Annotated in this window: 27 protein-coding genes; 9 read left to right on the forward strand and 18 right to left on the reverse strand. The window is 72.0% G+C overall.

Features of this window, described 5'->3' with window-relative positions; translation table 11 throughout:
• Nucleotides 1-11: 11 nt before the first annotated feature.
• The 7 genes from ACE37J_RS11195 to ACE37J_RS11225 form a co-directional block, all read right to left on the reverse strand.
• Nucleotides 12-914 (reverse strand): siderophore ABC transporter substrate-binding protein, encoded by a 903-nt coding sequence (locus ACE37J_RS11195; protein ID WP_409711334.1) that lies wholly within the window; start codon nucleotides 912-914, stop codon nucleotides 12-14.
• 182 nt (nucleotides 915-1096) lie between these two features.
• Entirely contained in the window at nucleotides 1097-1474 is a 378-nt protein-coding gene (locus tag ACE37J_RS11200) for a DUF2218 domain-containing protein (protein WP_409711335.1), read from the reverse strand.
• Nucleotides 1471-2550 (reverse strand): energy transducer TonB, encoded by a 1080-nt coding sequence (locus tag ACE37J_RS11205; protein ID WP_409711336.1) that lies wholly within the window; start codon nucleotides 2548-2550, stop codon nucleotides 1471-1473. The genes ACE37J_RS11200 and ACE37J_RS11205 overlap by 4 nt, the downstream gene beginning before the upstream one ends.
• A 3-nt stretch (nucleotides 2551-2553) precedes the next feature.
• A complete protein-coding gene (locus ACE37J_RS11210) occupies nucleotides 2554-2967 on the reverse strand; it encodes an ExbD/TolR family protein (RefSeq protein ID WP_409711337.1) in 414 nt (137 codons plus the stop codon).
• Complete coding sequence (locus ACE37J_RS11215) at nucleotides 2964-3377, reverse strand: ExbD/TolR family protein (protein WP_409711338.1); 414 nt, start codon at nucleotides 3375-3377, stop codon at nucleotides 2964-2966. Before ACE37J_RS11215 ends, ACE37J_RS11210 begins: the two co-directional genes overlap by 4 nt.
• Nucleotides 3340-4101 (reverse strand): MotA/TolQ/ExbB proton channel family protein, encoded by a 762-nt coding sequence (locus ACE37J_RS11220; RefSeq protein ID WP_409711339.1) that lies wholly within the window; start codon nucleotides 4099-4101, stop codon nucleotides 3340-3342. The genes ACE37J_RS11215 and ACE37J_RS11220 overlap by 38 nt, the downstream gene beginning before the upstream one ends.
• A 4-nt stretch (nucleotides 4102-4105) precedes the next feature.
• On the reverse strand, nucleotides 4106-4528 hold the full coding sequence (locus tag ACE37J_RS11225) for a hypothetical protein (RefSeq protein ID WP_409711340.1): 423 nt from the start codon (nucleotides 4526-4528) through the stop codon (nucleotides 4106-4108).
• Between the two features lie 253 nt (nucleotides 4529-4781).
• Here ACE37J_RS11225 and ACE37J_RS11230 point away from each other — a divergent pair, with 253 nt between their 5' ends.
• Both ACE37J_RS11230 and ACE37J_RS11235 read left to right on the forward strand, forming a co-directional pair.
• A complete protein-coding gene (locus ACE37J_RS11230; RefSeq protein ID WP_409711341.1) occupies nucleotides 4782-5012 on the forward strand; it encodes an alpha-hydroxy-acid oxidizing protein in 231 nt (76 codons plus the stop codon).
• 267 nt (nucleotides 5013-5279) lie between these two features.
• Entirely contained in the window at nucleotides 5280-6164 is an 885-nt protein-coding gene (locus ACE37J_RS11235; RefSeq protein ID WP_409711342.1) for a ParB/RepB/Spo0J family partition protein, read from the forward strand.
• 113 nt (nucleotides 6165-6277) lie between these two features.
• Here ACE37J_RS11235 and ACE37J_RS11240 read toward each other — a convergent pair whose 3' ends face one another.
• Genes ACE37J_RS11240 through ACE37J_RS11255 form a run of 4 tightly spaced genes read right to left on the reverse strand, consistent with a single transcriptional unit; the run spans nucleotide 6278 to nucleotide 9858 of the window.
• The gene (locus ACE37J_RS11240; protein ID WP_409711343.1) at nucleotides 6278-7024 is read right to left on the reverse strand and encodes an HAD family hydrolase; all 747 of its coding nucleotides are present in this window, start codon (nucleotides 7022-7024) and stop codon (nucleotides 6278-6280) included.
• Nucleotides 7017-7952 (reverse strand): aminotransferase class IV, encoded by a 936-nt coding sequence (locus ACE37J_RS11245; protein WP_409711344.1) that lies wholly within the window; start codon nucleotides 7950-7952, stop codon nucleotides 7017-7019. The genes ACE37J_RS11240 and ACE37J_RS11245 overlap by 8 nt, the downstream gene beginning before the upstream one ends.
• Complete coding sequence (gene maiA, locus ACE37J_RS11250; protein ID WP_409711345.1) at nucleotides 7949-8581, reverse strand: maleylacetoacetate isomerase; 633 nt, start codon at nucleotides 8579-8581, stop codon at nucleotides 7949-7951. Before maiA ends, ACE37J_RS11245 begins: the two co-directional genes overlap by 4 nt.
• 59 nt (nucleotides 8582-8640) lie before the next feature.
• Entirely contained in the window at nucleotides 8641-9858 is a 1218-nt protein-coding gene (locus tag ACE37J_RS11255) for a divergent polysaccharide deacetylase family protein (RefSeq protein ID WP_409711346.1), read from the reverse strand.
• Nucleotides 9859-10008: 150 nt separating this feature from the next.
• Here ACE37J_RS11255 and ACE37J_RS11260 point away from each other — a divergent pair, with 150 nt between their 5' ends.
• On the forward strand, nucleotides 10009-10599 hold the full coding sequence (locus ACE37J_RS11260) for an anthranilate synthase component II (RefSeq protein WP_409711347.1): 591 nt from the start codon (nucleotides 10009-10011) through the stop codon (nucleotides 10597-10599).
• Nucleotides 10599-11615 carry an anthranilate phosphoribosyltransferase gene (gene trpD / locus ACE37J_RS11265; protein ID WP_409711348.1) on the forward strand — a complete coding sequence of 339 codons (1017 nt, stop codon included), beginning with the start codon at nucleotides 10599-10601 and terminating at the stop codon, nucleotides 11613-11615. Before ACE37J_RS11260 ends, trpD begins: the two co-directional genes overlap by 1 nt.
• 7 nt (nucleotides 11616-11622) lie before the next feature.
• On the opposite strand, the gene ACE37J_RS11270 is transcribed toward trpD, so the two are convergent.
• Entirely contained in the window at nucleotides 11623-12399 is a 777-nt protein-coding gene (locus ACE37J_RS11270; RefSeq protein ID WP_409711349.1) for a hypothetical protein, read from the reverse strand.
• A 52-nt stretch (nucleotides 12400-12451) separates the two neighbouring features.
• Here ACE37J_RS11270 and ACE37J_RS11275 point away from each other — a divergent pair, with 52 nt between their 5' ends.
• Complete coding sequence (locus ACE37J_RS11275; RefSeq protein ID WP_409711350.1) at nucleotides 12452-12868, forward strand: DUF4864 domain-containing protein; 417 nt, start codon at nucleotides 12452-12454, stop codon at nucleotides 12866-12868.
• 22 nt (nucleotides 12869-12890) lie between these two features.
• On the opposite strand, the gene ACE37J_RS11280 is transcribed toward ACE37J_RS11275, so the two are convergent.
• From ACE37J_RS11280 to ACE37J_RS11305, 6 genes are all read right to left on the reverse strand, one after another.
• On the reverse strand, nucleotides 12891-13379 hold the full coding sequence (locus ACE37J_RS11280) for a peroxiredoxin (protein WP_409711351.1): 489 nt from the start codon (nucleotides 13377-13379) through the stop codon (nucleotides 12891-12893).
• Nucleotides 13380-13442: 63 nt separating this feature from the next.
• The gene (locus ACE37J_RS11285) at nucleotides 13443-15065 is read right to left on the reverse strand and encodes a DM9 repeat-containing protein (RefSeq protein ID WP_409711352.1); all 1623 of its coding nucleotides are present in this window, start codon (nucleotides 15063-15065) and stop codon (nucleotides 13443-13445) included.
• Between the two features lie 54 nt (nucleotides 15066-15119).
• Nucleotides 15120-15689 (reverse strand): 16S rRNA (guanine(966)-N(2))-methyltransferase RsmD, encoded by a 570-nt coding sequence (rsmD, locus tag ACE37J_RS11290; protein ID WP_409711353.1) that lies wholly within the window; start codon nucleotides 15687-15689, stop codon nucleotides 15120-15122.
• A 77-nt stretch (nucleotides 15690-15766) separates the two neighbouring features.
• Complete coding sequence (locus tag ACE37J_RS11295) at nucleotides 15767-16429, reverse strand: VPLPA-CTERM sorting domain-containing protein (RefSeq protein ID WP_409711354.1); 663 nt, start codon at nucleotides 16427-16429, stop codon at nucleotides 15767-15769.
• Between the two features lie 160 nt (nucleotides 16430-16589).
• Nucleotides 16590-17582: an MDR family oxidoreductase gene (locus ACE37J_RS11300; protein ID WP_409711355.1), complete on the reverse strand. Its 993-nt coding sequence runs from the start codon at nucleotides 17580-17582 to the stop codon at nucleotides 16590-16592.
• A gap of 99 nt (nucleotides 17583-17681) precedes the next feature.
• Nucleotides 17682-17990 (reverse strand): hypothetical protein, encoded by a 309-nt coding sequence (locus tag ACE37J_RS11305; protein ID WP_409711356.1) that lies wholly within the window; start codon nucleotides 17988-17990, stop codon nucleotides 17682-17684.
• An 87-nt stretch (nucleotides 17991-18077) separates the two neighbouring features.
• On the opposite strand from ACE37J_RS11305, the gene ACE37J_RS11310 reads away from it, so the two are divergent.
• The 4 genes from ACE37J_RS11310 (at nucleotide 18078) to rpsB (ending at nucleotide 21289) form a co-directional block, all read left to right on the forward strand.
• The gene (locus ACE37J_RS11310; protein ID WP_409711357.1) at nucleotides 18078-18746 is read left to right on the forward strand and encodes a carbonic anhydrase; all 669 of its coding nucleotides are present in this window, start codon (nucleotides 18078-18080) and stop codon (nucleotides 18744-18746) included.
• The gene (locus ACE37J_RS11315) at nucleotides 18743-19579 is read left to right on the forward strand and encodes a LytTR family DNA-binding domain-containing protein (RefSeq protein ID WP_409711358.1); all 837 of its coding nucleotides are present in this window, start codon (nucleotides 18743-18745) and stop codon (nucleotides 19577-19579) included. The genes ACE37J_RS11310 and ACE37J_RS11315 overlap by 4 nt, the downstream gene beginning before the upstream one ends.
• A 108-nt stretch (nucleotides 19580-19687) precedes the next feature.
• A complete protein-coding gene (locus tag ACE37J_RS11320) occupies nucleotides 19688-20344 on the forward strand; it encodes an outer membrane beta-barrel protein (RefSeq protein WP_409711359.1) in 657 nt (218 codons plus the stop codon).
• 156 nt (nucleotides 20345-20500) lie between these two features.
• Nucleotides 20501-21289 carry a 30S ribosomal protein S2 gene (gene rpsB, locus ACE37J_RS11325; RefSeq protein ID WP_409711360.1) on the forward strand — a complete coding sequence of 263 codons (789 nt, stop codon included), beginning with the start codon at nucleotides 20501-20503 and terminating at the stop codon, nucleotides 21287-21289.
• The last annotated feature ends 51 nt before the right edge of the window (nucleotides 21290-21340 follow it).

A 21340-nucleotide genomic window follows, 5' to 3' on the forward strand; every position in this document is an offset into this window, starting at 1 on the left:
TCGCGCCAGCCCTAGCGGCGCGCCTCGAAGGCCCGCCTGAGCGCGTCGAGCGTGCGCATCGTCGCTGTGTAGCCGCCGCCGGCTATGTAGAGGTCGGCGGCGTCAAGAATGATGATCCGGTGGTTCCGCGCCGCCTTGCCGCCGGCGACGAGCTCGTTGTCGAGCGTCGCGGCGGCGCCGGCTCCGCCCTGCCCGATGGCGGCGCCCCTGTCCACGACGATCAGCCTTTCGGGGTCCGTCTCCGCGATGAACCCGAAGGAGATCGCCTGGCCGTGCGTCAACGCTTCGAGGTCCGGCGAGGCGGCCGGAAGGCCGACGGCGTCATGCAGCCAGCCGAAGCGGGATCCGGGGCCGAAGGCGGAAAGCTTCGGCCCGTTGGTCAGGATGACGAGAGCCGCGCCGGCGCCGGAGGCGGCGGCCTGCGTGGCCTGCAATGCGGCGAGAAGCGCGGCGTCCAGCGCCGCGGCGCGCGCCTCAAGCCCGAAGATCGCGCCATAGGCGCGAAGCCGCGCGCGGGTCTGGCCGATCTGGTCCGCGCCCCAGATCGTCATGTCGATGGTCGGAGCGAGCCTCGCCAGGCTGTCCACCTCCGCCGATGATCGCCCCCCTGCGATGATCAGATCGGGCCCGAGGGCGTTCAGCGCTTCGAGATCGGGTTCGAAGAGCGTTCCTGCCGGCGTCGCGTCCCTTGCGACACGGGACAGGTAGGAGACATAGAGCCTCCCCGGAACAGCGGCGAGCGGAACGCCGAGCGCAGCCAGCGTGTCGATCGCCGGCACGTCCAGCGCCGCCACCACGGCCGGCCGGTAGGGAACGGAAACGGCGCCCCGCGCCGTCTCCGCCTGAATCTCGCCTGCGGCCGCAGGCGCCGCCATGAGCAGCATCGACAAGACGGAGAGGGCCTGGCCCATCATTGATTTCGTCCTTCCCTGAAGCGGCGGCCGCGGCGGGTTCTCGCCGGTCCGCGGGGCTGCGATCTGACGCGGGGTCGGCGCGACCGGCGATCCCGGCGAGGCGGCTCGCAGGCCGCCCCTTTCACATCCCGCCGGCGCCCTGTGCGCCTGATGTGAAGCCGTGAGGTCGGTGGAGGCTCCCGTCATTTCCCCGGCGCGGGCGATGCGGCGCGCCAGTCGAGCGGGCCCGCATTCTCCCTGAACGCGAAACGCACAAGATGCTCCTCGAAAACGTGGCGCGCCTGCAGGAACGCGGTCGTCGTCTCGCCCTCGACGGCGACATGAAGGGCGTCGGCTTCCGCACGCAGCCGAATGCGCCCGCCCGGCATCTCCACCTCGCCGAAGGTCTCGTCGAAGCGCGCCTCGACCTTGTGCGCGAAGTGCTTGCAAAGCTGCTGCAGGTATTGCGAGGCCCTGGGCGTCGCGAACGTCGCCGTTTGCGATGCGGAAGGCCCGGCGGCGCGCGCTTGCTGTTCGGTCATCTCGGAGTGTCTCCCTCGTGTTGTGGATGCGGCGTTCATCTCAGCGTGAAGCTGATCGGAACGACGAGCTCCAGCCGTGCGACGCCGACTTCCGGCGGAATTGGCGGGAATGACCCGACGCGGCGGACGAGAGCGAGAATCTCCTCGTCGAGCGCGCCGTGGCCGGAGCTTCGGCGAAGCTCCGCGGCGGCGAGGGCTCCGTTCGCCTCGACCACGAAGTAGAGAAGGCCCGTGCCCTCCTGCCGCCGCGCCTCGGCTCGGCGGGGATAGCGCTTGTGGCGGGCGAGGAGGGCGGCGAGCGTCGCGGCGTAGTCTCGCTTCACGCCGGGATCGCCGCCGCCCGCGGCGGCGGGAGCGGAGGCCGCGGCGCCGCCGGCCGCCGGCGCGGCGGCCGTCTCGCCCGGGCCGGGATCGGCGCGCGCCGTCGCGGTCGTCGGCTTCGGCGCGGCGTGCGAAGCGGCCGGGGCGGCGGGACCCGGCTTCGGCTCCGCGGCGCGCGCAGGCTCCGCTTTCGGGCGTTCCGGTTTCGGCTGCGGGACGGGCGCAAGCGCTATCCGGGGTTCGGCCGGTTCGGCGGGTTCCGGCTCCGGCGCGGCGAGCGAGACGGTCTCCTGCGGCGGCTCCGCTTGCGCGACGGCCTCGACGGCGGGGGCCGCTTCCATGCGGGCCCTCTCCGCGGAAACCGGCAGGGGCTCGCTCGTCGGGGCGATTGCGGCGGCCGCCGCCGGCGCCGCTTCGAGCGGCTCCGCCGGAACGGGCGCGGCGCTTTCGGAGGCGACGGGTTCGTCTGGGGGCGCCTCCGCCGAGACCGCCTCCGCGGCGGCCGGCTCCGCGGCCTCGGTCGCGGCGAGAACCGGCTCTGGCTTCGGGGCGTCGAGCGCCTCGGCCGCTGCCGGCGCGTCTGTCTCCGCCGCGTTCGGCGCCTCCGTCGTTCCGGGCATGGAGGCGACCGCCTCTGCGGAGGCGGCCCCGCCGGCGCCGAGCGCGATTTCCAGCCCGCCGGAGCCTGTCGCCGTCGCGCCGGATTCCGCAGTCTGGCGGAAGGCGATCGCAAGCGCCGCGAGGTGCAGGGCGGCGGCGGCGAGGAGGGGCAGGGCGAGGGCGCGCGCGCGCATCGTTCAGCCGCCCGCCCGCGCGGTCAGCAGCAGCGCCGTCTCGACCCCGGTCGCCTTCAGCTTCGAAAGGAGCGTGACGAGCGCCGCAGCCTCCGCTCCGCCATCCGCCTTCAGTTGCGCTGCGGTCTGGCCGCCCGCAACGATCCTGGCGGCGACGGCCTCGATCAGCGCCGTCTCGTCCATCTCCGTCCCGTCGAGCGCCAGCCGGCCGTCCGCGGCGAGGAGGATCAGCGGCGGCTCCGGCGGCGCCTCGCCCTCCGCCGCGGAGCGGGCGGGCTCCACCGTGAACGGGTCGGTCGCCGCCAGACGGCCCGCGACCATGAAGAAGATGAGGAGAAGAAAGACGATGTTGACGAGCGGCAGGACGCGCTCGTCCTCGTCCCGCCGCCGCGGGCGGCTTCGCGACAGCCGCCTCACGGCGCGGCCATCAGCGCGGCTCGTGAGACGCCGAGCGCCTCCAGCCGGTCCATCAGCGTCACCGCGCCCTGCACGTCCACCCCCGGAGCGGGCCGGACGAGCACCCGCAAATCGGGCTCCGCCGCGAGCCGCGCGGCGAGTCGCGCCTCGAACGCCTCCGCCGACACGGCCGCGCCGCCGAGCCTCAGGCCCTCGGGCCGGAGATCGACAAGCATCGCGCCCTCCGCCGAAGGCGCGGCCCCCGACGGACCGGCGACCGCGAGCCGGAGGCTCCGCCAGTCCGCGAAGGAGGACGCGAGCATGAAGAAGATCAGCAGGATGAACACCACATCGATCAGCGGCGTGAGCGGCAGGCGCCCGCGCCGCCGCCCCTCACGCGCGAGACGGGGCTGCGCCGAAGCTGCGCTCATGGCCGCTCTCCTTCTCCGCCGGGGCGAGGCCCGGCCCTGTGGCGAAGAAGCCTGCGACGAGGCTGTCGATCCGCCGCTCCAGCCGCTCCACCCGCCGCTCCAGCCAGGCGAGCGCCGCCACCGCGGGGATCGCGACGGCGAGGCCGACCGCCGTCGTCAGCAGCGCCTCCCAGATGCCGCCCGAGAGGATCGCCGGGTCCACCCGGCTCCCCGCCGCCTCGAGCGCGGCGAAGGCGTCGATCATGCCGAGCACGGTGCCGAAGAGGCCGAGAAGCGGGGCCAGCGAGGCGATCACCTCCAGCGGGCGGAGCCAGGCGCGGAGGTCCTCGATCCGGTCCGCCGCAAGGCGGATCACCTCTTCGCGAAGCCCGCCCGGGTCGGCGCCCCGCATCGCGCCCTCCAGCGCCTCGCGCATCGCCGCAGAGGCCGGGCCGCGCCCGCCGCGCGCCGCGGCGAGCGCCCGCGCCGCGTCCCCCCGCCGCCAGAGCGCCAGCGCCGCCTCCGCCGCCCGGCCCTCGCCGACGCCGGAGGCGAAGAACTGCCATGCCTTCGCGATCACGATGGCGAGCGCCAGCACCGACATCCCGACAAGAACGCCGACGATCGGGCCGCCGAGAAGAAGCGTGTCCATCCCCGCCTCGATCCCGGCGAGGAGGCCGGGCTCCGGCGCCGCGGCGAGGGGCGCGTCGAGCGCGGGGTCGGTCTGGATCAGGGTCTCTTCCATCGTCTCACTCGTAGAAGGCGACCGCGCCGCGCGCGCGGGTCGAGACGAGGGCGAAGCAATCGCCCGCCTCCGGCGCCGGCGCGCAGCCGATCACATCGTTGAGAAGCACGCCGCCGATCCGCCCGCATTCGACCCCGTCGACGCGGAAGACCTTCACGCTGGTCTTGCCCGCCCGGAGCGGGCCCAGCTCCACCGCGAGGCGCCGCGCGATCACGCCCTCAGGGTCCATCATCACGAGATCGACGTTGAGGCTTTCCATGGCCCCCGCGCCGTTCTCGATCAGCACGAAGGCCTGGCAGCCGCCCGCCTCTCCCGCCGGCTCAAGCTTGTTCAGCTCCAGCACCACGGGCCCGCCCGCCGCCGCGGCTCCGAACGGGCAGATCGCAATTGCGGCGAGCGCCGCGAGGCATAGCGTCGGTTTCGTCATGGAGCAGTCCTGCCCTGCGTCGGTTGGTAGCGGTCGGGCTTCCCGAGGCTCAGGTGGCTGGACGGGCTTATTCCTACTGATTCACTAAGGATTGTCAATCGACGCTCGGAACCGGGCGCTCGCGACAAGGCCGACCGTCAGAGGCTCGCCGACGCGGAGCCGCCGTGCTCGGCTCGCAGGGCGGGCTGCGCGTGCCCGCCTGCGTCGCCAGAAAGCACGCCGTGATCGGGCTGACGCGGGCGCTCTGCAACGAATGAACGTCATGCTCGACAGCGGCGTGCGTCGCGGCTCCGATGTTCTGAAGGCGCGGGCGCTCGGCGCCGATTTCGTCCTGGCCGGGCGGGCGCTGGCGTTCGCCGTCGGCGCCGGAGGCGCGGCCGGCGCGCAGCGCGCCATGGATATCCTGAAGCCGGAGCTGACCCGCGCCTCGGGTCAGGTCGGCGCGCCGTCTGCGGAAGCGCTCCTTTCGCGCGCCGCCGGCTGAGCGTCGCTCCTCCCCTCCATCCGATATATATTACAAATCATACAAACCGACTTCGCCGTCCCGGTCGTCCCCGTTCCAGCCCCGGCCCAGCCCCGGCCCAGCCCCGCCGCCGCCTGCACGAACGCCCGAACATCTCCGCGCCCTCTCCCCCTGCGGGCGCGGGAGGGGGCGAGGGCGCCGCGCAACGCCCAGCGCGCGCCCGTCTCACCCGATCCTAACCTGCTTCGGGGATGGTCGCGCCCATCGAAACCCGCCCCTGGAGAGCCCATGCCCGTCGCCGCCCCGCCCCGCGAGGAAGCCGTGATCCTCGTCCCGCTCGAAGAGATCGAGGCGGACAGCCTCCTCCTCCGTGACCGCATCGGAAAGGATGCGCCGGGGATGGAGGAGCTGATCAACTCGATCCTCGCCTCCGGCCTCCGGATCCCGGTGGAGCTTTTCCCGCTCGTCACGCCCCGGCCGCCCTGCCGCTACGGCCTCGTCTCCGGCTTCCGGCGGCTGGAGGCGTTCCGGCTCCTGAAGGCGCGGAGCGGCGCCGCGACCTGGGATCGTATCCCCGCCCTCCTCCGCGACCCCGTCTCCGATGATGCGATCCTCGTCGGCATGGTGGAGGAAAACGACGTGCGGCGGGACATTTCGCCCTGGGAGAAGGCGCGCATCGCCGTCGCGGCGGCGGAGCGCGGCTGGTTCGCAAACACCGAGGCCGCGATTGCGGCGCTCTACGCTTCCGCCTCGCCGATGAAGCGGAGCCGTATCCGCGCCGTGGCCCGCGCCGTCGAACTTCTCGAAGGCCTGATCGTGGAGCCCTGGCGGCTGACGGAGCGGCAATGCGTGCGCATCGCCGCCGCCGCGGAGCGGGAGCGTTACGGGGAGGCGATGCAGGTCGCGCTGGAGGAATCCGAATCCCGGGCCTTCGAGGCGCAATGGGCGCTCCTCGAACCCGTCATCGTCGAGGCCGAACGCACGGGAGAGCCGGAGGCCCCGGCGCGCGGCGAGGGCCGGCCCCGGATCGTGCTGCGCCCCCGCAAGGGCCTCGTGATCCGGCGGGAGCGGACGCGGGAGGGATGGCGGCTGCACTTCACCGGCCCGCTCGCCCGCGAGGGCCTGATCGAGGACGTGCTGGACGATATCGAGCGAACCTTCGCGCCGGCCTAGGGTCCGCGCATTCGCAGCCCGTTTTGGCGCTGAAACAATTCGATCACGACTTTTTTATAACGATATCAATGCTCCGAGGCCGATAACCATGGTTATGGGCCTCGGAGACCCCTTCAGGCCGCGCCGACGGGCCCCAGTTTCCGCGCCCTCAGCCGCTCGAAGGAGGGCCGCGCCGCCTCCACCACGGGCCGAAGCGCAGGCCGGAGCGCCGGCTCCTCCCGCGGCGGCGGCGCGAAGCCGGTGGAGGCTTCGACCGCCCGGTACCAGTGCGGGGCCCAGACCCCGTCCGTCTCCCGCCGCCCTGTCTCCCAGCGAAGCATCCCGGCATCCCACGGGATCTCCAGCGCGGCGCAGAGCGCCCGGAGCATCCCCTCCGGGTTCGCGCGGATATCCTCCGCCTCCACCACCGGCGGCTCCCGCCCCGTCATGGCGACGATATCCGCGATCACCCCGTCCATCTGCGGCGCGCCGAGGTCCTCGACCGTCGGGTCGGGCCGCCCGGCGTCGAAGCTCGCCGCCACCCGCTCGGGCGCGCGGATCAGGATGAAGTGCCGGCAGGCGGCGAACCAGCCGCGCGGGAAGCCCGGCAGCATGTGGTGCGGCATGTGCTTCTGATGCCAGAGCGGCCGTCCCCCGGGAACCGGCCCGATCACGCATCGCTCCACTTCATCCGGGTCGGTCGGCTGGGCGCGCAGCACCTCCGCCTTCATCGGATGCTCGATCCCCGAATGATGCAGGTAGGCGGCGTAGAACGGCTCGTCGAGCACGGCGCAATCCGCCCGCCCCCCGAAGCTCCGCATCATCGCCGTGGAAAGGTTCCGCGGCCCCGACCACATGGCGATCCTGATGGGCTCACCCATCGCGCCCCTCCGCATGCGCCGCCTGATGCGCCGCATAGAGCTGGCGGAGCCGCGCCACCATCGGCCCCGGAACCGCTGGCGGCCCTTCGAGCGCGGGGCCGAGCACGCGCCCGTCCACCTCCCTGACCGGCGTGAGCCCCGCGAAGGTCCCGGTCACGAACGCCTCTTCGGCGGTGTAGACGTCATGGAGCGAGAACGCCTTCTCATGCACCGCGATCCCCGCCCCCCGCGCGCATTCCATCACCGCCCGCCGCGTGATCCCGCCGAGGCAGTACATCCCGGTCGAGGTCCAGACCTCGCCTTCCCGCACGATGAAGAAATGCGTGGAGTTGCAGGTCGCGACGGCTCCGGAGGGATCGAGCATCAGCGCCTCGTCCGCCCCCGCCTTCGCCGCCTGGATGCAGGCCTGGATGCAGTTGAGCTTGGAATGGGAATTCAGCTTCTGGTCCTGCGCGTCCGGCGCCGTGCGCCGGATCGTGGAGGTGAAGAGCCCGAGCCCCGCATCGTTGGTCTTCGCCGCCTTGTATTCCGGGATGATGACGACCGTAGGCGGCGTCACCGTCACCCGCGGGTCCTGATAGGGCGTAGCCCTGATCCCGCGGCTGACCATGAGGCGGATATGCACGCCATCCTCCATCCCGTTCGCCTCCAGCGCGTCGAAGATGCGGGCGCGCATGGCGGCGGGCGGGATCATGTTCTCGAAGTCCAGCACCCGCGCGCCGCCATAGAGCCGCTCGAGATGCCGCGTGAGGAACGGGATCTTCCCCGCCTTCAGCCGCAATCCCTCCCACACCCCGTCCCCCAGCATGAAGTTGGAGTCGAAGACGGAGACGACGGCCCGCTCCCGCGGGACCATCTCCCCGTTGACCGAGACAAGGACGGAGGCGTTCCGCGGGTCCGCCTCGTAGGAATGCGCGCCATAGCTCATGCGGGTCTCACTGCGTCGGGATGGGCGGCCGCGAAGGCGTTGAGCGAAGCGCAGTGCGCCTCGACCTCGCGAAGGACCGGGAATGGCGAAAGGTCCGCCTCCCAGCGGCGGGCGTTGTAGAGCTGCGGCATGAGGCAGAGATCGGCGAGCCCCGGCGCGTCGCCGAAGCAGAACCCCCCGGTCCGGATCGCCGCCACCATCTTTTCCACCCCGGCGAGCCCGCGCGGGATGAAATGGCGCATCCACACGCCCATCGCCTCCGGCGACCCGCCCGTCGCATGCCGGGCGACGGACATGTTGCAGACCGGATGGATCTCCATGGCGATCGCCGCCGCAACCGCCCGCACCTGCTGGCGCGAGACGGGATCGGCGGGAAGGAAGGGCTGCTCCGGCCGCGTCTCGTCAAGATATTCGAGGATCGGGAGCGACTGCGTGAGCGTCAGCCCGTCGATCTCCAGCGTCGGCACGAGCCCCTGCGGGTTCCGGGCGAGGTTCTCCGGCCCCGCATGTTCCCCCTTGAGAAGGTCCACGGGCCGCGCCTGATAGCGAACGCCCTTCAGGTTGAGCGCGATCCTCACCCGGTAGGCGGCGGAGGACCGCCAGTAATCCCAGAGAATGACCTCGCCCATGCCCGCTCCCGCCGTTTCGGGCGAGAGTGCGGCTTTCGCGCGCCCGCTTCAAGCCGGGTTCAGCGCGCCGGCGTCCGGTCGATGGCGGCGGAAAGCGGGGCGAGGTCGATGGTCTTGCCCGCCTTCACGCTCATCCAGCGGCGGAGCCCCGCGAGCACCGCCTGGTTCGCCTCGCCCACCGCGATGAAGACCCCGCGCTTGCGGGCTTCAAGCGCGGCGCGCTCCAGCGACTGATAGACGATCTCGCTGTTCGCGATCTCGTCGATCCGGAGGCCGAGCGCCGCCGCCTGCAGCCCGGCCGCCCGCGCCATCCGGAACTCGGCCGAACCGCCCGGCGCCGAGATGTCGAGGAGCGCGAGGTCGCGCGCCGCCAGCGCGGCGAAGAACGCCGCCCGGTCCGCCGGCGCCTCTGACAACGCCACGCCGATGACGGGCCCCGCAACGTCGCCCGGCGCGGAGGGGCTGACGGTTTCGAGCCCCGCCGCCTGCGCCGCCGCCGCGAGCCTCGCGCCCGCCTCGCCCTCGACCGAAAGCAGGAGCGTGACGGGAAAAGGCAGCCGCATCGCATCCTCCAACGCCGCCTCGTCCACGCCAGAAAGCGCGACCACGAGAATCGGCGCGTCCGCTTCGCCGTCAAACGGCGCCCGGTTGAGCGCGAGCCCGGGCGGCCCTGGCTCGACCTCCGCCGCATCGGCCTCGGTCGCAGCCTCGACGTCAGGCGCGGGCGACTCTGCCGCCGCCGGCGCCTCGGCGAGAGCGTCTGTCGCGGCCGGCGCGGGCGTCGCAGGCTCTTCCGGCTCCTCCGGAGAGACGGGCGGCGCCTCCTCGAGCGCCCCGACGGTCGCCGCCGGGGGCGCGGCCGCCTCGCCAAGCGCCGGCGCCGCAGGTTCGGGCTCCGCCGGCGGCGGGGGCGCCCCGGGGGCGGCCGCCACGGGGCTGGCGTCCGCCTCTGGCGCCGGGTCCGCCTCGGCGGAAACCGGCGGCGGCGCGTCACCCGCCGCCGCCGGAGTCGGCGCGGCCGGTTCAGGCGCGGGGCCGGGCTCCGGGGCGGCTTCCGACACCGGCGTCTCGGCAGGCTCAGCTACGGGGGCTGGATCAGCGGCCGCGTCCGATGCATCCGGTTCCGGCGCCGGCGCGGCGGCCATTTCGACGGGCTGCCCCGGCGCGCCGGTCTGCGGCGCCCAGATCGAGAGCGCGGCGCCGACTGCGGCCGAAAACACGAGGCCGGTGAACGCGCCGAGCCAGTAGGCCCCGCGCCCGGACATCCCTTCCGCCATACCTGCCTCCTCGTCGCGGCCCGCCCCTCCGGACGGGCCGGGCGCCGTCTTCTTCTCCGGCCTCGCTTGACCTTGGCGCGGGCTCCGGTGATCTATAGCGCCAAGCGCCCCGCCGGGGCAAACGCCCCGAAGCCGCGCGATGGCCTCCCCATGCTGCTCCTGATCGACAATTACGACAGCTTCACCTGGAACGTCGTCCACTATCTCGGCGAGCTCGGGGCGAAGACCGAGGTGCGCCGGAACGACGCGCTCGGCGTGGAGGAGGCGCTGGCCTTCGGAGCCGAGGCCATCGTCATCTCGCCCGGCCCCGCCACGCCTGACGAAGCCGGAATCTGCCTCGACCTCGTGCGCCGCGCGCCGGAAGATCTCCCGATCCTTGGCATCTGCCTCGGCCACCAGACGATCGGGCAGGCCTTCGGCGGCCGCGTCGTCCGCGCCCCCTCGATCATGCACGGCAAGCTGAGCGCGATCCGCCATAGCGGGCTCGGCGTCTTCGAAGGCGCGGTGGAGCCGATGGAGGCGACGCGCTATCACTCGCTCATCGTCGAGCGGGAGAGCCTGCCGGGCTGTCTCGAAATCACCGCCGAGACGGATGACGGGATCATCATGGGCCTCCGGCATCGGACGCGCCCGGTCCATGGCGTGCAGTTCCACCCCGAGAGCATCCGGACGGGGGAGGGCAAGCGCCTTCTCGCCAATTTCCTGCGGCTCGCCGGAACCGGCCTGCCGGCGGCGGCCTGATGTCGGATGCGCTGAAGCCGCTGATCGGCAAGGCGGCCGCGGGCCCGCTCAGCCGCGCAGAGGCGGAGGCCGCCTTCGGCGCGATCATGGCGGGGGACGCGACGCCTGCGCAGATCGGCGGCTTCCTCATGGCGCTCCGCACCCGCGGGGAGAGCGTGGACGAATACGCCGCCGCCGCCGCCGCCATGCGCGCCCGCGCAACCAGGGTCGCGGGCGGCGAACTGGCGATGGACATCGTCGGCACCGGGGGAGACGGGAAGGGGACGCTCAACATCTCGACCGCGACGGCCTTCGTCGTCGCCGGCGCGGGCGTGAAGGTGGCCAAGCACGGCAACCGCGCCCTCTCCTCCCGCTCCGGCGCGTCGGACGCGCTTTCCGAGATGGGGGTCGAGGTGATGGTGGAGGCGCCCGTGGCGGAGCGGGCGCTCCGGGAGGCGGGCATCTGCTTCATGATGGCGCCGATGCACCACCCGGCGATGCGCTTCGTCGGCCCGGCGCGGGCGGAACTCGGCACGCGGACGATCTTCAACATCCTCGGCCCGCTGACCAATCCCGCCGGCGTAAAGCGGCAGCTCACCGGCGCCTTCTCACCGGCCCTCCTCCGCCCTATGGCGGAGACGCTGGCCGCGCTTGGCTCGGAGCGCGCCTGGCTCGTGCATGGCGGGGACGGGACGGACGAGCTTTCCATCGCGCTTCCCTCGAAGGTCGTGGCGCTTGAGAACGGGCTGATCGAGGAGCGGGAGATCGCGCCGGAGGACGCCGGGCTGAAGCGCTGGCCCTTCGCCGCCATCCTCGGCGGCGCGGCGAAGGAGAACGCGCTGGCCATGCGCCGGCTCTTCGCGGGCGAGCCCGGGGCCTATCGCGACGCCGTGCTCCTCAACGCCGCGGCGGCGCTGGTGATCGCGGAGGCGGCGCCTGACCTCAAGGCGGGCGCGGCGCTGGCGGCGGAGAGCATCGATTCCGGAGCCGCGAAAGCGAAGATCGAGGCGCTGGCGCGGATCACCAAGGCCGGGTGAGGCCCATTCAGAACCGCGTCCAGAGCGCCAGCGAAACCTCGTATCCGTCCGACGTTCCCCTTGTGAGCACATCTCTTGCGAAGCCGAGGAGGATCGTTCGCGTCTCTCCAATCTCGTAGCCGAGCGAGAGCTGGACCTTGGCGAGGTCGAAATCCGGCCCGCCGAACGCCTGGTTCCGGAGCCCCTTCGTGGCGAAGAGCTGAGCCATCGCAAGGAAGCCCGGCGCGGGGCGGAGGCCGAAGGTCAGGTCGAGCTTGATCTCGTCCGCCCGGTCCCCGACGAATTTCGCATAGCTAAGGATTCCATCGGCCCAGCCGGGCCCGAGCGGGCTGTCCAGTCCCCTTCCGTAGAGGGCCGAGAGGCGGATCTCGTAGCTCTCGTCGCCGCCCGGCGCCGCGGGCGAGGTGAAGCCCGAGAGGGGGATGGAGCCGCCGGCCTCGACCGAGGCTACATCTCCGGCCTCGCCCGTCCAGAGCCTCACGCGCGCGAAGCCTCGCAGCCGCCCGTCCTGCGCGCCGAAGCCGCCGTCGTCGAGCCGCATTCCCTGGTCCGCCTCGCCGCCGAGCGTCAGGCCCTCGATCAGCCCGTATTCGGCATAAAGGCCGAGCGAGGCGCGGGCGAAATCGACGTCCCGGCTCGTGGTCGGCTCGGTCGCGAAATAGCGCATCGTCTGGGAGACGAAGCCTTCGCCCGGCGCGCGGGTCCAGGCGCCGGCCGTCGCCTCGCCGGCTATGGATGCGAGAATTCCGGCGCAGAGCCCCGCCCGGCGCGTGATGCTTTTCACTTGCCTCCCGAGGGCGACGACGCATCTGATAAAGAAGTGAAAGGAGGCCCCGATGCGCCGCACAGCCCTTGCTCTCGCCGCCCTGCTCGCCCTTTCCCCGCTCGCCGCCCCTGCGCAGGGCGCGCCGGATGCGGCGGGGATCGAGACCGTGATTCGATCGCAGGTCGAGGCCATGCGGGCGGACGACTGGTCCCGCGCCTTCACCTTCGCCTCTCCGACCATCCAGGGGATCTTCCGCGACCCCGAGACGTTCAGCCGGATGGTCACCTCCGGCTATCCGATGGTCTGGAAGCCGCGGTCGGTCCGCGCCGGCGCCCTGAGCGAGACCCCGCGCGGCCTCAGCCAGGCGATGATCTTCGAGGATGCAGAGGGCCGCTTCTTCATCGCGGACTACCTGATGATCGAGGTGGGGGGCGAATGGCGCATCAACGGCGTCTCCATCCGCCCTGCGCCGGCGGAGAGCGCCTGAGGCGCCCCCCGCGCGGACGGCTTCAGATCTGGTCGACCAGGACTTCGCCGAGCGAACAGGTCGCCTGGCCGGGGCCGTCCTCGATGTTGAGGACCTTCACCTTCCCGTCCTCCACCAACATGGAGTAACGACGTGAGCGGGCATGGAGACCGGCCGGCGGGGCTGAAAAGTCGAGCCCCACGGCCTTCGTGAAGGAGCTGTCGGGATCGGCCAGCATGCGGATGCCCGCAGCCTTCGCGCCCGTCGCCTCGCCCCAGGCCTTCATCACGAAGGGGTCGTTGACGGAGACGCAGACGATCTCGTCCACGCCCTTTTCCGACAGCGCCTTCGCGGCGTTCACGAAGCTCGGAACATGCTTGTTGTGGCAGGTCGGCGTGAAGGCGCCCGGCACGGCGAAGAGCGCGACGCGGCGGCCCTTGGTCAGCGCCTCGACGGTGACGGCGGCCGGGCCTTCCGCCCCGAGTTCGACGAATGAAGCGGCGGGCAACGTCTCTCCGACGGCGATGGTCATGCGATCCTCCTGAATGATGAGCCGCGCGGACTATAGCGCGGCGCGCCGTCCTGTCACGGTCTCTCAGAGACCGAGGCGTTCGAGCGTCCTCGGCCCGACGATGCCGTCTTCCCGGAGCCGTTCGGCGCGCTGGAAGGCGCGAAGCGCCGCCTCGGTGCGCGGGCCGAAGAACCCGTCCGCCCGGACCGGCCAGCCTGCGTCACGCAAGGCGAGCTGCACGGTGAGCACGTCCGCCCCGAAGAGCGGCGGGCTTTCGGCGCGGAGAAGGCGGGAGACGAGGCGCGGCTTCATTGCGCCGCTTTCCGGCTCTGCAACGGCGAAGACCTCGCCCTCGATGGCTTCCGGAGCGTCGCCGGAGGCTGCTGGCGCCGGGTTCGAGCGCGCCGCGAGCGTTCCCGCCCCTTGCGACGCTGGCCGGCGCTCCAGCGAGGCGGTCAGCGGCGCCGCCTGCGAGAGCACCGGCTGCGGCGTGAAGCCGCCGCCGCAGAAGGCCGGGTCCACCGGGCGCTCCTCGCCGAAGACGATGAGCGGGTTGGAGGCGCGCACGCCGTCCAGTTCCCCCTCGATCCGGACCAGGCGCTGCTCCCGCGTCAGATAGGTCGCGAGGTCCACGGTGGTCGTCCGCGCGTCGTTCCGCACAAGCACATCATAGTCGCCGCGTTCGATCTCGTCGCCGCCCCAGCCGAACATGCAGTCGTTGATGACGATCTTGCCGGGATGGACGCCATCCCGATACGGCGCGCGGCAGACGAGGAGGCGGCCGCCATAGCGATCGTCCCGTCTCTCCGTCCCGGCCTGGACGCCGGGGCTCTCCCCCGCCTTGACGGTCGCCTCGCCATGCGCCGCCTCGAAATCCCGGCGGCTCATCCAGCGGGTCGCGCCCCTCGGGGCGACCAGCACCTCGAAGCTCGTGGAGACCCGCTCTTCCCCGCCGAATGACCAGTTGCAGCGCCCGCCGACGATCTTGCCCGGATGCGCGCCGGACCGGCAAATCGCGAGGCTCCGCCGCCCTCCGCGCCCGTCCGGCTCGTCCCCGGAGGTCACGGCTCCGGCGGGGAGCGCGCCGGCCCAGCGCCGCCATTCGAGGGCGGGGCGCCAGGTGATCTCCGCCGCGCCGGTCCGCTCCGCGTCCATGCGGAAGCGTTGCCCGTCCAGCTTGTTCTCGATCACCTGAAGCTCGACCGTGAACTCCGTGCGCGGCAGGGCGACGGCGTTGTAGCTGTGCGAGGCGGTGGAGACTTCCCCCACTGTCCGGGCCGATCCCCGCGACAGGGAGACCTCGTAATCCACCGTCCCGCTCGCGCCGCCGCCCGGCCAGTCCGCCTCGACGGTGAGGGAGCCGCCGGCGGAATCCGTGCGCGTCGTCGTCAGGGTCCGGCTTTCGGAAACCTCCTCAGACAGGGTGCTAGACTGTGCATGGGTGGCGCGGAAGGAGCAGTTGCGGACGATGGCCGTCACCAGCCCGCGGGGCCTGAGCGTCTCCGCCTGCGGCCCGCCCTCGAAGATCAGGCGGCCCGGAACGATCCCGCCCATGAACCGGAGCGCGGCGGGTTCGAACCCGGCGGGGGCGAGGCGGAGGAAGGCGGGGTTTCGTTTCAGCGCGGCGAGAGTCGCCGTCTCGTCGGCGGCGAAGGGGGCGGCGGGAAGCAGCGCGGCCAGCGCCGCGGCGGCGAGGGCGGCTCTCATGCTGCCTCCTGGTCCGTGCGGGTTCCCGAACGTAACCGCCCCGGCTTCCCGTGGCTACCCTGGCGCCGCCCGCCCGATCAGCACCCGCGTCTCGCCATAGGTCCGGTCGTCGAGGACCGAGAGCGCTTCGGGCGGCTCGGCGCCCTTCTCCTGCTCGAGGACGATGAGGGCGCCGGGGGCGAGCCAGCCGCCCTCAGCGGCCGAGGCGAGGGCGGGCGCGGCGAGGCCGGCGCCATAGGGCGGATCGAGAAAGACAAGGTCGAAAGGCTCGCCCCGGCAGGGGCCGAGCCTCGTCGCATCCCGCCGCCAGATCTTCGTGACGCCGTTGAGGCCGAGATGCTCCGCCGTCTCGCGCATCAGCGCCCGCGCCGGGCCGCCGTCATCCACGAAGACGGCGCGGAGCGCGCCCCGGCTCAGCGCCTCGAAGCCGAGCGCGCCGGAGCCGGCGAAGAGGTCGAGCACCCGCATCCCTTCCGGCGCGCCGCCGTAGTCGCCATGCGCGAGGAGGTTGAAGATCGCCTCCCGCACCCGGTCCGAGGTCGGGCGCAGATGCGCCGTCCCGCCCCAGTCGGCCCCCGGCGCGGCTATGGCGCGGCCGCGGAACCGGCCCCCGACGATTCTCATGGCTCCGCTCCCTGCCTTCCGCCCCGGCGCCGACCATGCGCCGGGGCGGAGGAAGGCTTCAAGCCGGGCCGAACCCTTCAGGCCCGGGCGCGCCGCCTGAAGAGGCCGAGCGCGCCGAGCGAACTGAGGAGAAGCAGCCCCGCCGCGGGCAGCGGAACCGCCTGCACGTTCAGATTGTCGAGCCCGCCGGAGCCGCCGAAAGCGAAGGTGAGCGACTGGATCCCGAGGAGCGGCGTGGAGAAGGAGCCGTACTGCCCGTCCCCGGCCACCAGCGCCGTGGAGAGGAATCCGAGATCCGTCGAGACGAAGAGCTCGTTGCCGTTCCCTTCCGTATCGAGATAGTCGAAGCCGAGAACGTTGACCTTGCGGTCAAAGGTGAAGGTGATCGTCCCGCCCTGCGCATCGTCGTCCGGCAGGCTGAGATTGCCGTTCTGCGGCCCCGCGATGATCAGGATCTTGCTCGCGTTGAGCGGCCCCGAGAACCCCGGCGCCGGCGCGAAGGGCGACGCGAGGTCGTTGTCGTTGCCGGTCGGATTAAGGGTGTCGAAGACAACCGCCTGATTCGTGCCGCCATTGGCGACGGCGCGGTTGCTGTCGGTGACGACGGTGGCGGTGAGTCCGCCGCCCGTGATCGAGTTGATCGCCGTGTTGGTGGCGAATGCCTCGAAATCGAAAACGGCGGCGCGCGCCGCACCCGTAGAAAAGCCGATCGCAAGCGCGATCGCCAAGATCTGTTTCATGGTAGCCCCACATCGACAAGATTGACGAAGGGGACTTTAGCTATATTCGACGCGAGTTTCTTGCCAAATCCGGGCGATTTCGTTCACAATTCGCTCATATACAAACGCCAAGGCGGAGCGGCGCGTGGGCCGCTCCGCCTTGGGTTGAAGAACGCCGTGTTCAGGCGTTCACGTCCACGACGACGCGCCCCTGCACGCCGCCCTTGAGAATCGCAGCGCCAAGCGCCGGAAGGTCCTTGAGCGCAGCGGGGCGGACCATCTCTTCGAGCTTGTCCATCGGAAGGTCGGCCGCGATCCGCTTCCAGGCGGCGACGCGAGGCTCGTAGGGCTGCATCACGCTGTCGATGCCGAGGAGATTCACCCCGCGGAGGAGGAAGGGCACCACCGTCGCCGGCAGCGCGGCCCCGCCGGCGAGGCCGACGGCCGCGACCGATCCGCCGTATTTCAGCTGCGTCAGCACGCGGGCGAGCATCGACCCGCCCACCGCGTCCACGCAGCCGGCCCAGGTCTCCTTCTCCAGCGGCTTCGCCGGGGCCTCCGCGATCTCCTCCCGCGCGACGATCTGGGTCGCGCCGAGGGACTTGAGGTAATCCGAAGTCTCCGGCCGCCCCGTCACCGCGGCGACCTCGTGGCCGAGCTTCGCCAGGATCGCGACCGCGACGGAGCCGACGCCGCCGGCCGCGCCCGTGACCAGCACCGGCCCCGCGCCCGGCTTCAGCCCGTGCGCCTCCAGCGCCATCACCGACAGCATCGCGGTGAAGCCGGCGGTGCCGACCGCCATGGCCTGCCGCGTCGTGAGCCCGGCGGGCAGCGGCACGAGCCAGTCCGCCTTCGCGCGCGCCTTCTGCGCATAGCCGCCCCAGACGACCTCGCCGACGCGCCAGCCGGTCAGCACGACCTTGTCGCCCGGCTTGTAGCGCGCGTCCGCGCTTTCCGAGACGGTTCCCGCATAGTCGATGCCGGGGACATGGGGATAATTTCGAACGAGGCCGCCCTTGCCCGTGAGGCAGAGACCGTCCTTGTAGTTCAGCGTCGAGTATTCGACGTCCACCACCACCTCGCCCTCGGGCAGGTCGGAGATCTCGAGCGGCTTGATGGACTGGCTGATGGCGCCGTCCTCGGCTTTCTCGACGACAAGGGCGTTGAAGGGCATGGCGGTCTCCGCTGCTTCAGGGGTCGCGGGGGCGCCCGCGGCGGCGGAATAAAGCGGGGCGGGCGCCCGCTTGTCAAACCGGCTCTCGCCGGTCGCCCGTCAGCGCCCTTCGAGCCGGTCGGCCACGCAGCGGTCGATCAGGGAATAGTCGGGGGACCAGAGGGCGCGGCACTCCTCATAGACCGCGATCAGGGTCGAAGCCGCGTCCGGCCGGCCCCGGACCGAGGCGAGAAGGCGCGCGACATTCTGGGCCGCTGCGATCTGGCCGGATACGCATGTCTCGAAGGCGGGCCCGGAGGGACCCTCCGTCATCCGGCAGAATTCATGCGCCGGGCTTTGCTGCGCGGAGCCGGGGGCCGCCGCGACAAGCGAAGCCGCTGCGGCGGCGAGAAGCCCGATCCTCCGCATGCCCGCCTCCGCCCTTTACCCGCCGCGTCGAGTCTGTCATGCGCGTTTCGGTTTGTCACGCCCGGGGCGGGAGGTGAGGAGGACGACATGGGGCTTCTGGCGCATCCGATCCCCAACTATCTCATCGACCGGTTCCGCTCCTGGAGGAGCGTGCGGTTCGCCGACTCGAAGGTCTGGTATGCGCGGCTGATGGCCGAAGGGCAGCATCCGCGCGCGATGATCATCTCCTGCTGCGACAGCCGGCTCGACACCGTGAACATGTTCGGGGCGGAGCCGGGGGACCTCTTCGTCGTCCGCAACGTGGCGAATCTGGTTCCGCCCTATGCGCCGGACCGGGAGCGCCACGGCACCTCCGCGGCGGTGGAGTATGCCGTGACGACGCTCAGGGTCGCGCATATCGTCGTCGTCGGCCACTCGCATTGCGGCGGGGTCGAGGCCTGCCACGACATGTGTTCCGGCGCCGCGCCGGAACTCGAAAAGGCCACGAGCTTCGTCGGCCGGTGGATGGACATTCTCCGCCCCGGATTCGAGACGGTCAGCGCGCTCGGGCTCGAGGGCCGCGCGGCGCTGACGGCGCTGGAGCACGAGGCGGTGCGCGCCTCCCTCGCCAACCTCGCGACATTTCCCTTCGTGCGCGAGGCCGTGGAGCGGGGGCTGCTCACGCTCCACGGCGTCTGGGTGAACATCGCGGAAGGCGAGATGTTCGGCCTCGATGCCGAGAGCGACGAGTTCCGGCGGCTCGAAGCCGGCGCATGAGTCCGGCCTACGGCTTCTGGCTCGGCTACCTCGCCGCGGCCGGGGCGGCGCTGACGCTTGCGCTCGCGGCGCTGGCGCCCGCGGCCTCGGAGGGGCTCGGCCCTGCGGCGCGGCTGCTCTTCTGGGCGTTGCATGTCTATGGCGCGCTCGCCTGCCTCAGCCTCGCGCAGCTCGCGCTCGGGCTCGTGCCCGGCATCGAGCGAAGGACGCCCGTTCTTCTCGTCGCGGCTGCGGCGGCGCTGGGCGCCGCGGCTTTCACCCCGGTCGCGCTCGCGCTCGACGCCGGGTTCGACGGGCTCGCGATCCAGGATGACGAGGGCTCCCTGTTCGCCAGGACGGTCGATGAGTTCCAGGCCTTCGCCGCGCCCGTGGGGCTGTTCTGGCTCCTCCTGAACGCGCCGCGGCTGCTCCCCCTCGAAGCGAGCGAGGCGCCGCGGGACGGCGCGGCGGCGGCGGAGGCGGCGCCCGCGGGCGAGGGCGCCGACGATGCGGCGCTGCGCGCGCTCTGGGAAAAGGCGCCGCGCCGCATCGGGCGGGACCTCGTGGCGATGAGCGCGGAGCTCCATTATCTCCGCCTCCGGACGACGAAGGGGGAGGCCCTGATCCTCCATCCGATCGGCCGCGCGGTCGCCGCGCTTGAGGCGGCGGGCGGGCCGCCCGGCCTGACGATCCACCGCTCGCACTGGGTCGCGGCGCGCCATGTCGTCGATCTCGAAACGGAGGGGGAGCGGATGGTCTGCGTGCTGACGGGCGGCCTCCGCCTGCCCGTCGCCCGGCCCCGCCGCGCGGCCCTGCGCGCGGCCCTCGCCGCGACTGCGCCGGGAGAGGGCTGAAGGCGCGGCATTCGGCGCCGGATCGGCGGCGTTTCGTGCAAAACGGGTGGAGCCGGGCCGCCAGCCCCTTCATCGACCGGGCATGGACAACGAACCCGGAGCTTCACGATGCGCCTCGCCTTCCTGCCCCCCGCCGCCCCGATTCTCTTCGCGCTTGCCGCCGCCCTACCGGTTGGCGCCGCCGCCGAGGGGCCCTATCTCAAGGCCCTCGGCGGCGCCTCCTTTCTCCTCGACCAGACCGCGAGGCGCGCGGGCGGCGGCGCCGCGGAGGCCTCGTTCGACGCCGGATACGGCTTCGGCCTCGCCGCGGGATGGGAGTTCACGCCGAACCTCGCGGCGGAGATCGAATATCTCTACCGGACCGGAGACGCCGGCTCCTTCGCGCCGGGAGGTTTCGGCGCCGGGGGCGACCTGGCCTCGGTGATCGTCTCCGGCCATCTCCTCTACACGCTCGACGGCTGGGAGGCGCCTGGCGGCGTCGGCCGCCTCCGGCCCTTCGGCGGCGTCGGCGTCGGCATCGTGCAGGAAGTGGATTTCGACATATCGGGCGGGGCCGCCGCCGGCGAATACAGCGACAGCGGCGCCATCGCCCTGCAGGCCCGGGCCGGTCTCCGCTGGGACATCGACGCGAACTGGGGCCTCGGGCTCGAAGCGCGCTACCTGAACGCCGGGAGCCCGACGCTGAAGCGGAGCGGCGGCGGCGAGAGCCTGAAGGTCCGCTACGAGACGATCGACGCCTTCGTCTCCCTCTCCTACCGCTTCTGACGCGGCCCCTTGCCTGCGGCGGCGCGGCGGTCTATAGGCCGCGCCACCAAACCACATGCGGGGATTGGGCCGGGCGGGGAGACATCCCGTACGGTCCGCCGGTTGGGCGAGAGCCCTGACCCCGCAGCGGCGAAACCGGAAAGGACAACGCGGATCATGGCTCTGCCTGAATTCTCCCTGCGCCAGCTTCTCGAAGCGGGCGTTCACTTCGGACACCAGACGCATCGCTGGAACCCCAAGATGGGGCCCTACATCTATGGCGACCGCAACGGGATCCACATTCTCGACCTGACGCAGACCGTCCCCCTGCTCGACGCCGCGCTCAACGCGCTGCGCGAGACGGTGGCGCGCGGCGGGCGCATCCTCTTCGTCGGCACGAAGCGGCAGGCGCAGAAGGCGGTTCACGAGGCCGCGGAGCGCTCCGCGCAGTATTACATGAACCACCGCTGGCTCGGCGGCACGCTCACCAACTGGAAGACCGTGTCCAACTCCATCTCCCGGCTCAAGAAGCTGGACGAGATGCTGGACGGCGGCGGCGCCGCGGCGCTGACCAAGAAAGAGCGGCTGAACCTCGACCGCGAGCGCACCAAGCTCACCATGTCGCTTGGCGGCATCCGGGAGATGGGCGGCGTGCCGGACATCCTGTTCGTGATCGACACGAACAAGGAGGCGCTGGCGATTCTCGAGGCGAACAAGCTCGGCATCCCCGTCGTCGCCGTGCTCGACTCGAATTCGAGCCCCGAGGGCGTGACCTATCCGATCCCCGGCAATGACGACGCGGCGCGGGCGATCAAGCTCTATTGCGACCTCGCCTCCGACGCCGCGCTCGACGGCATGGCGGCGCAGATGGGCGCGGCGGGCTTCGACCTCGGCGAGATCGAGGAGCCGATGGTGGACGACCTGCCGGCCGAGGAGACTCCGGCGGAAGAAGCGCCCGCCTCCTGACCCCCTTCTTCGCCGGGCGTCACGAAACCGTCGCCCGGCGGACCTATCGCA

Source organism: Pikeienuella sp., from assembly GCF_046290545.1.
Lineage (GTDB): Bacteria > Pseudomonadota > Alphaproteobacteria > Rhodobacterales > Rhodobacteraceae > Pikeienuella.

Coding starts and splice junctions, on each gene's coding strand:
- ACE37J_RS11315 (WP_409711358.1), top strand. CDS start 18,743: ATGAGTCCGGCCTACGGCTTCTGGCTCGGCTACCTCGCCGCGGCCGGG.
- ACE37J_RS11245 (WP_409711344.1), bottom strand. CDS start 7,952: ATGAGCTATGGCGCGCATTCCTACGAGGCGGACCCGCGGAACGCCTCC.
- ACE37J_RS11285 (WP_409711352.1), bottom strand. CDS start 15,065: ATGAGAGCCGCCCTCGCCGCCGCGGCGCTGGCCGCGCTGCTTCCCGCC.
- ACE37J_RS11310 (WP_409711357.1), top strand. CDS start 18,078: ATGGGGCTTCTGGCGCATCCGATCCCCAACTATCTCATCGACCGGTTC.
- trpD (WP_409711348.1), top strand. CDS start 10,599: ATGTCGGATGCGCTGAAGCCGCTGATCGGCAAGGCGGCCGCGGGCCCG.
- ACE37J_RS11230 (WP_409711341.1), top strand. CDS start 4,782: ATGAACGTCATGCTCGACAGCGGCGTGCGTCGCGGCTCCGATGTTCTG.
- ACE37J_RS11280 (WP_409711351.1), bottom strand. CDS start 13,379: ATGACCATCGCCGTCGGAGAGACGTTGCCCGCCGCTTCATTCGTCGAA.
- ACE37J_RS11305 (WP_409711356.1), bottom strand. CDS start 17,990: ATGCGGAGGATCGGGCTTCTCGCCGCCGCAGCGGCTTCGCTTGTCGCG.
- ACE37J_RS11255 (WP_409711346.1), bottom strand. CDS start 9,858: ATGGCGGAAGGGATGTCCGGGCGCGGGGCCTACTGGCTCGGCGCGTTC.
- ACE37J_RS11195 (WP_409711334.1), bottom strand. CDS start 914: ATGATGGGCCAGGCCCTCTCCGTCTTGTCGATGCTGCTCATGGCGGCG.
- ACE37J_RS11295 (WP_409711354.1), bottom strand. CDS start 16,429: ATGAAACAGATCTTGGCGATCGCGCTTGCGATCGGCTTTTCTACGGGT.
- ACE37J_RS11275 (WP_409711350.1), top strand. CDS start 12,452: ATGCGCCGCACAGCCCTTGCTCTCGCCGCCCTGCTCGCCCTTTCCCCG.
- ACE37J_RS11215 (WP_409711338.1), bottom strand. CDS start 3,377: ATGAGCGCAGCTTCGGCGCAGCCCCGTCTCGCGCGTGAGGGGCGGCGG.
- ACE37J_RS11235 (WP_409711342.1), top strand. CDS start 5,280: ATGCCCGTCGCCGCCCCGCCCCGCGAGGAAGCCGTGATCCTCGTCCCG.
- ACE37J_RS11220 (WP_409711339.1), bottom strand. CDS start 4,101: ATGGAAGAGACCCTGATCCAGACCGACCCCGCGCTCGACGCGCCCCTC.
- rsmD (WP_409711353.1), bottom strand. CDS start 15,689: ATGAGAATCGTCGGGGGCCGGTTCCGCGGCCGCGCCATAGCCGCGCCG.
- ACE37J_RS11205 (WP_409711336.1), bottom strand. CDS start 2,550: ATGCGCGCGCGCGCCCTCGCCCTGCCCCTCCTCGCCGCCGCCGCCCTG.
- ACE37J_RS11320 (WP_409711359.1), top strand. CDS start 19,688: ATGCGCCTCGCCTTCCTGCCCCCCGCCGCCCCGATTCTCTTCGCGCTT.
- maiA (WP_409711345.1), bottom strand. CDS start 8,581: ATGGGCGAGGTCATTCTCTGGGATTACTGGCGGTCCTCCGCCGCCTAC.
- ACE37J_RS11240 (WP_409711343.1), bottom strand. CDS start 7,024: ATGGGTGAGCCCATCAGGATCGCCATGTGGTCGGGGCCGCGGAACCTT.
- rpsB (WP_409711360.1), top strand. CDS start 20,501: ATGGCTCTGCCTGAATTCTCCCTGCGCCAGCTTCTCGAAGCGGGCGTT.
- ACE37J_RS11225 (WP_409711340.1), bottom strand. CDS start 4,528: ATGACGAAACCGACGCTATGCCTCGCGGCGCTCGCCGCAATTGCGATC.
- ACE37J_RS11260 (WP_409711347.1), top strand. CDS start 10,009: ATGCTGCTCCTGATCGACAATTACGACAGCTTCACCTGGAACGTCGTC.
- ACE37J_RS11200 (WP_409711335.1), bottom strand. CDS start 1,474: ATGAACGCCGCATCCACAACACGAGGGAGACACTCCGAGATGACCGAA.
- ACE37J_RS11300 (WP_409711355.1), bottom strand. CDS start 17,582: ATGCCCTTCAACGCCCTTGTCGTCGAGAAAGCCGAGGACGGCGCCATC.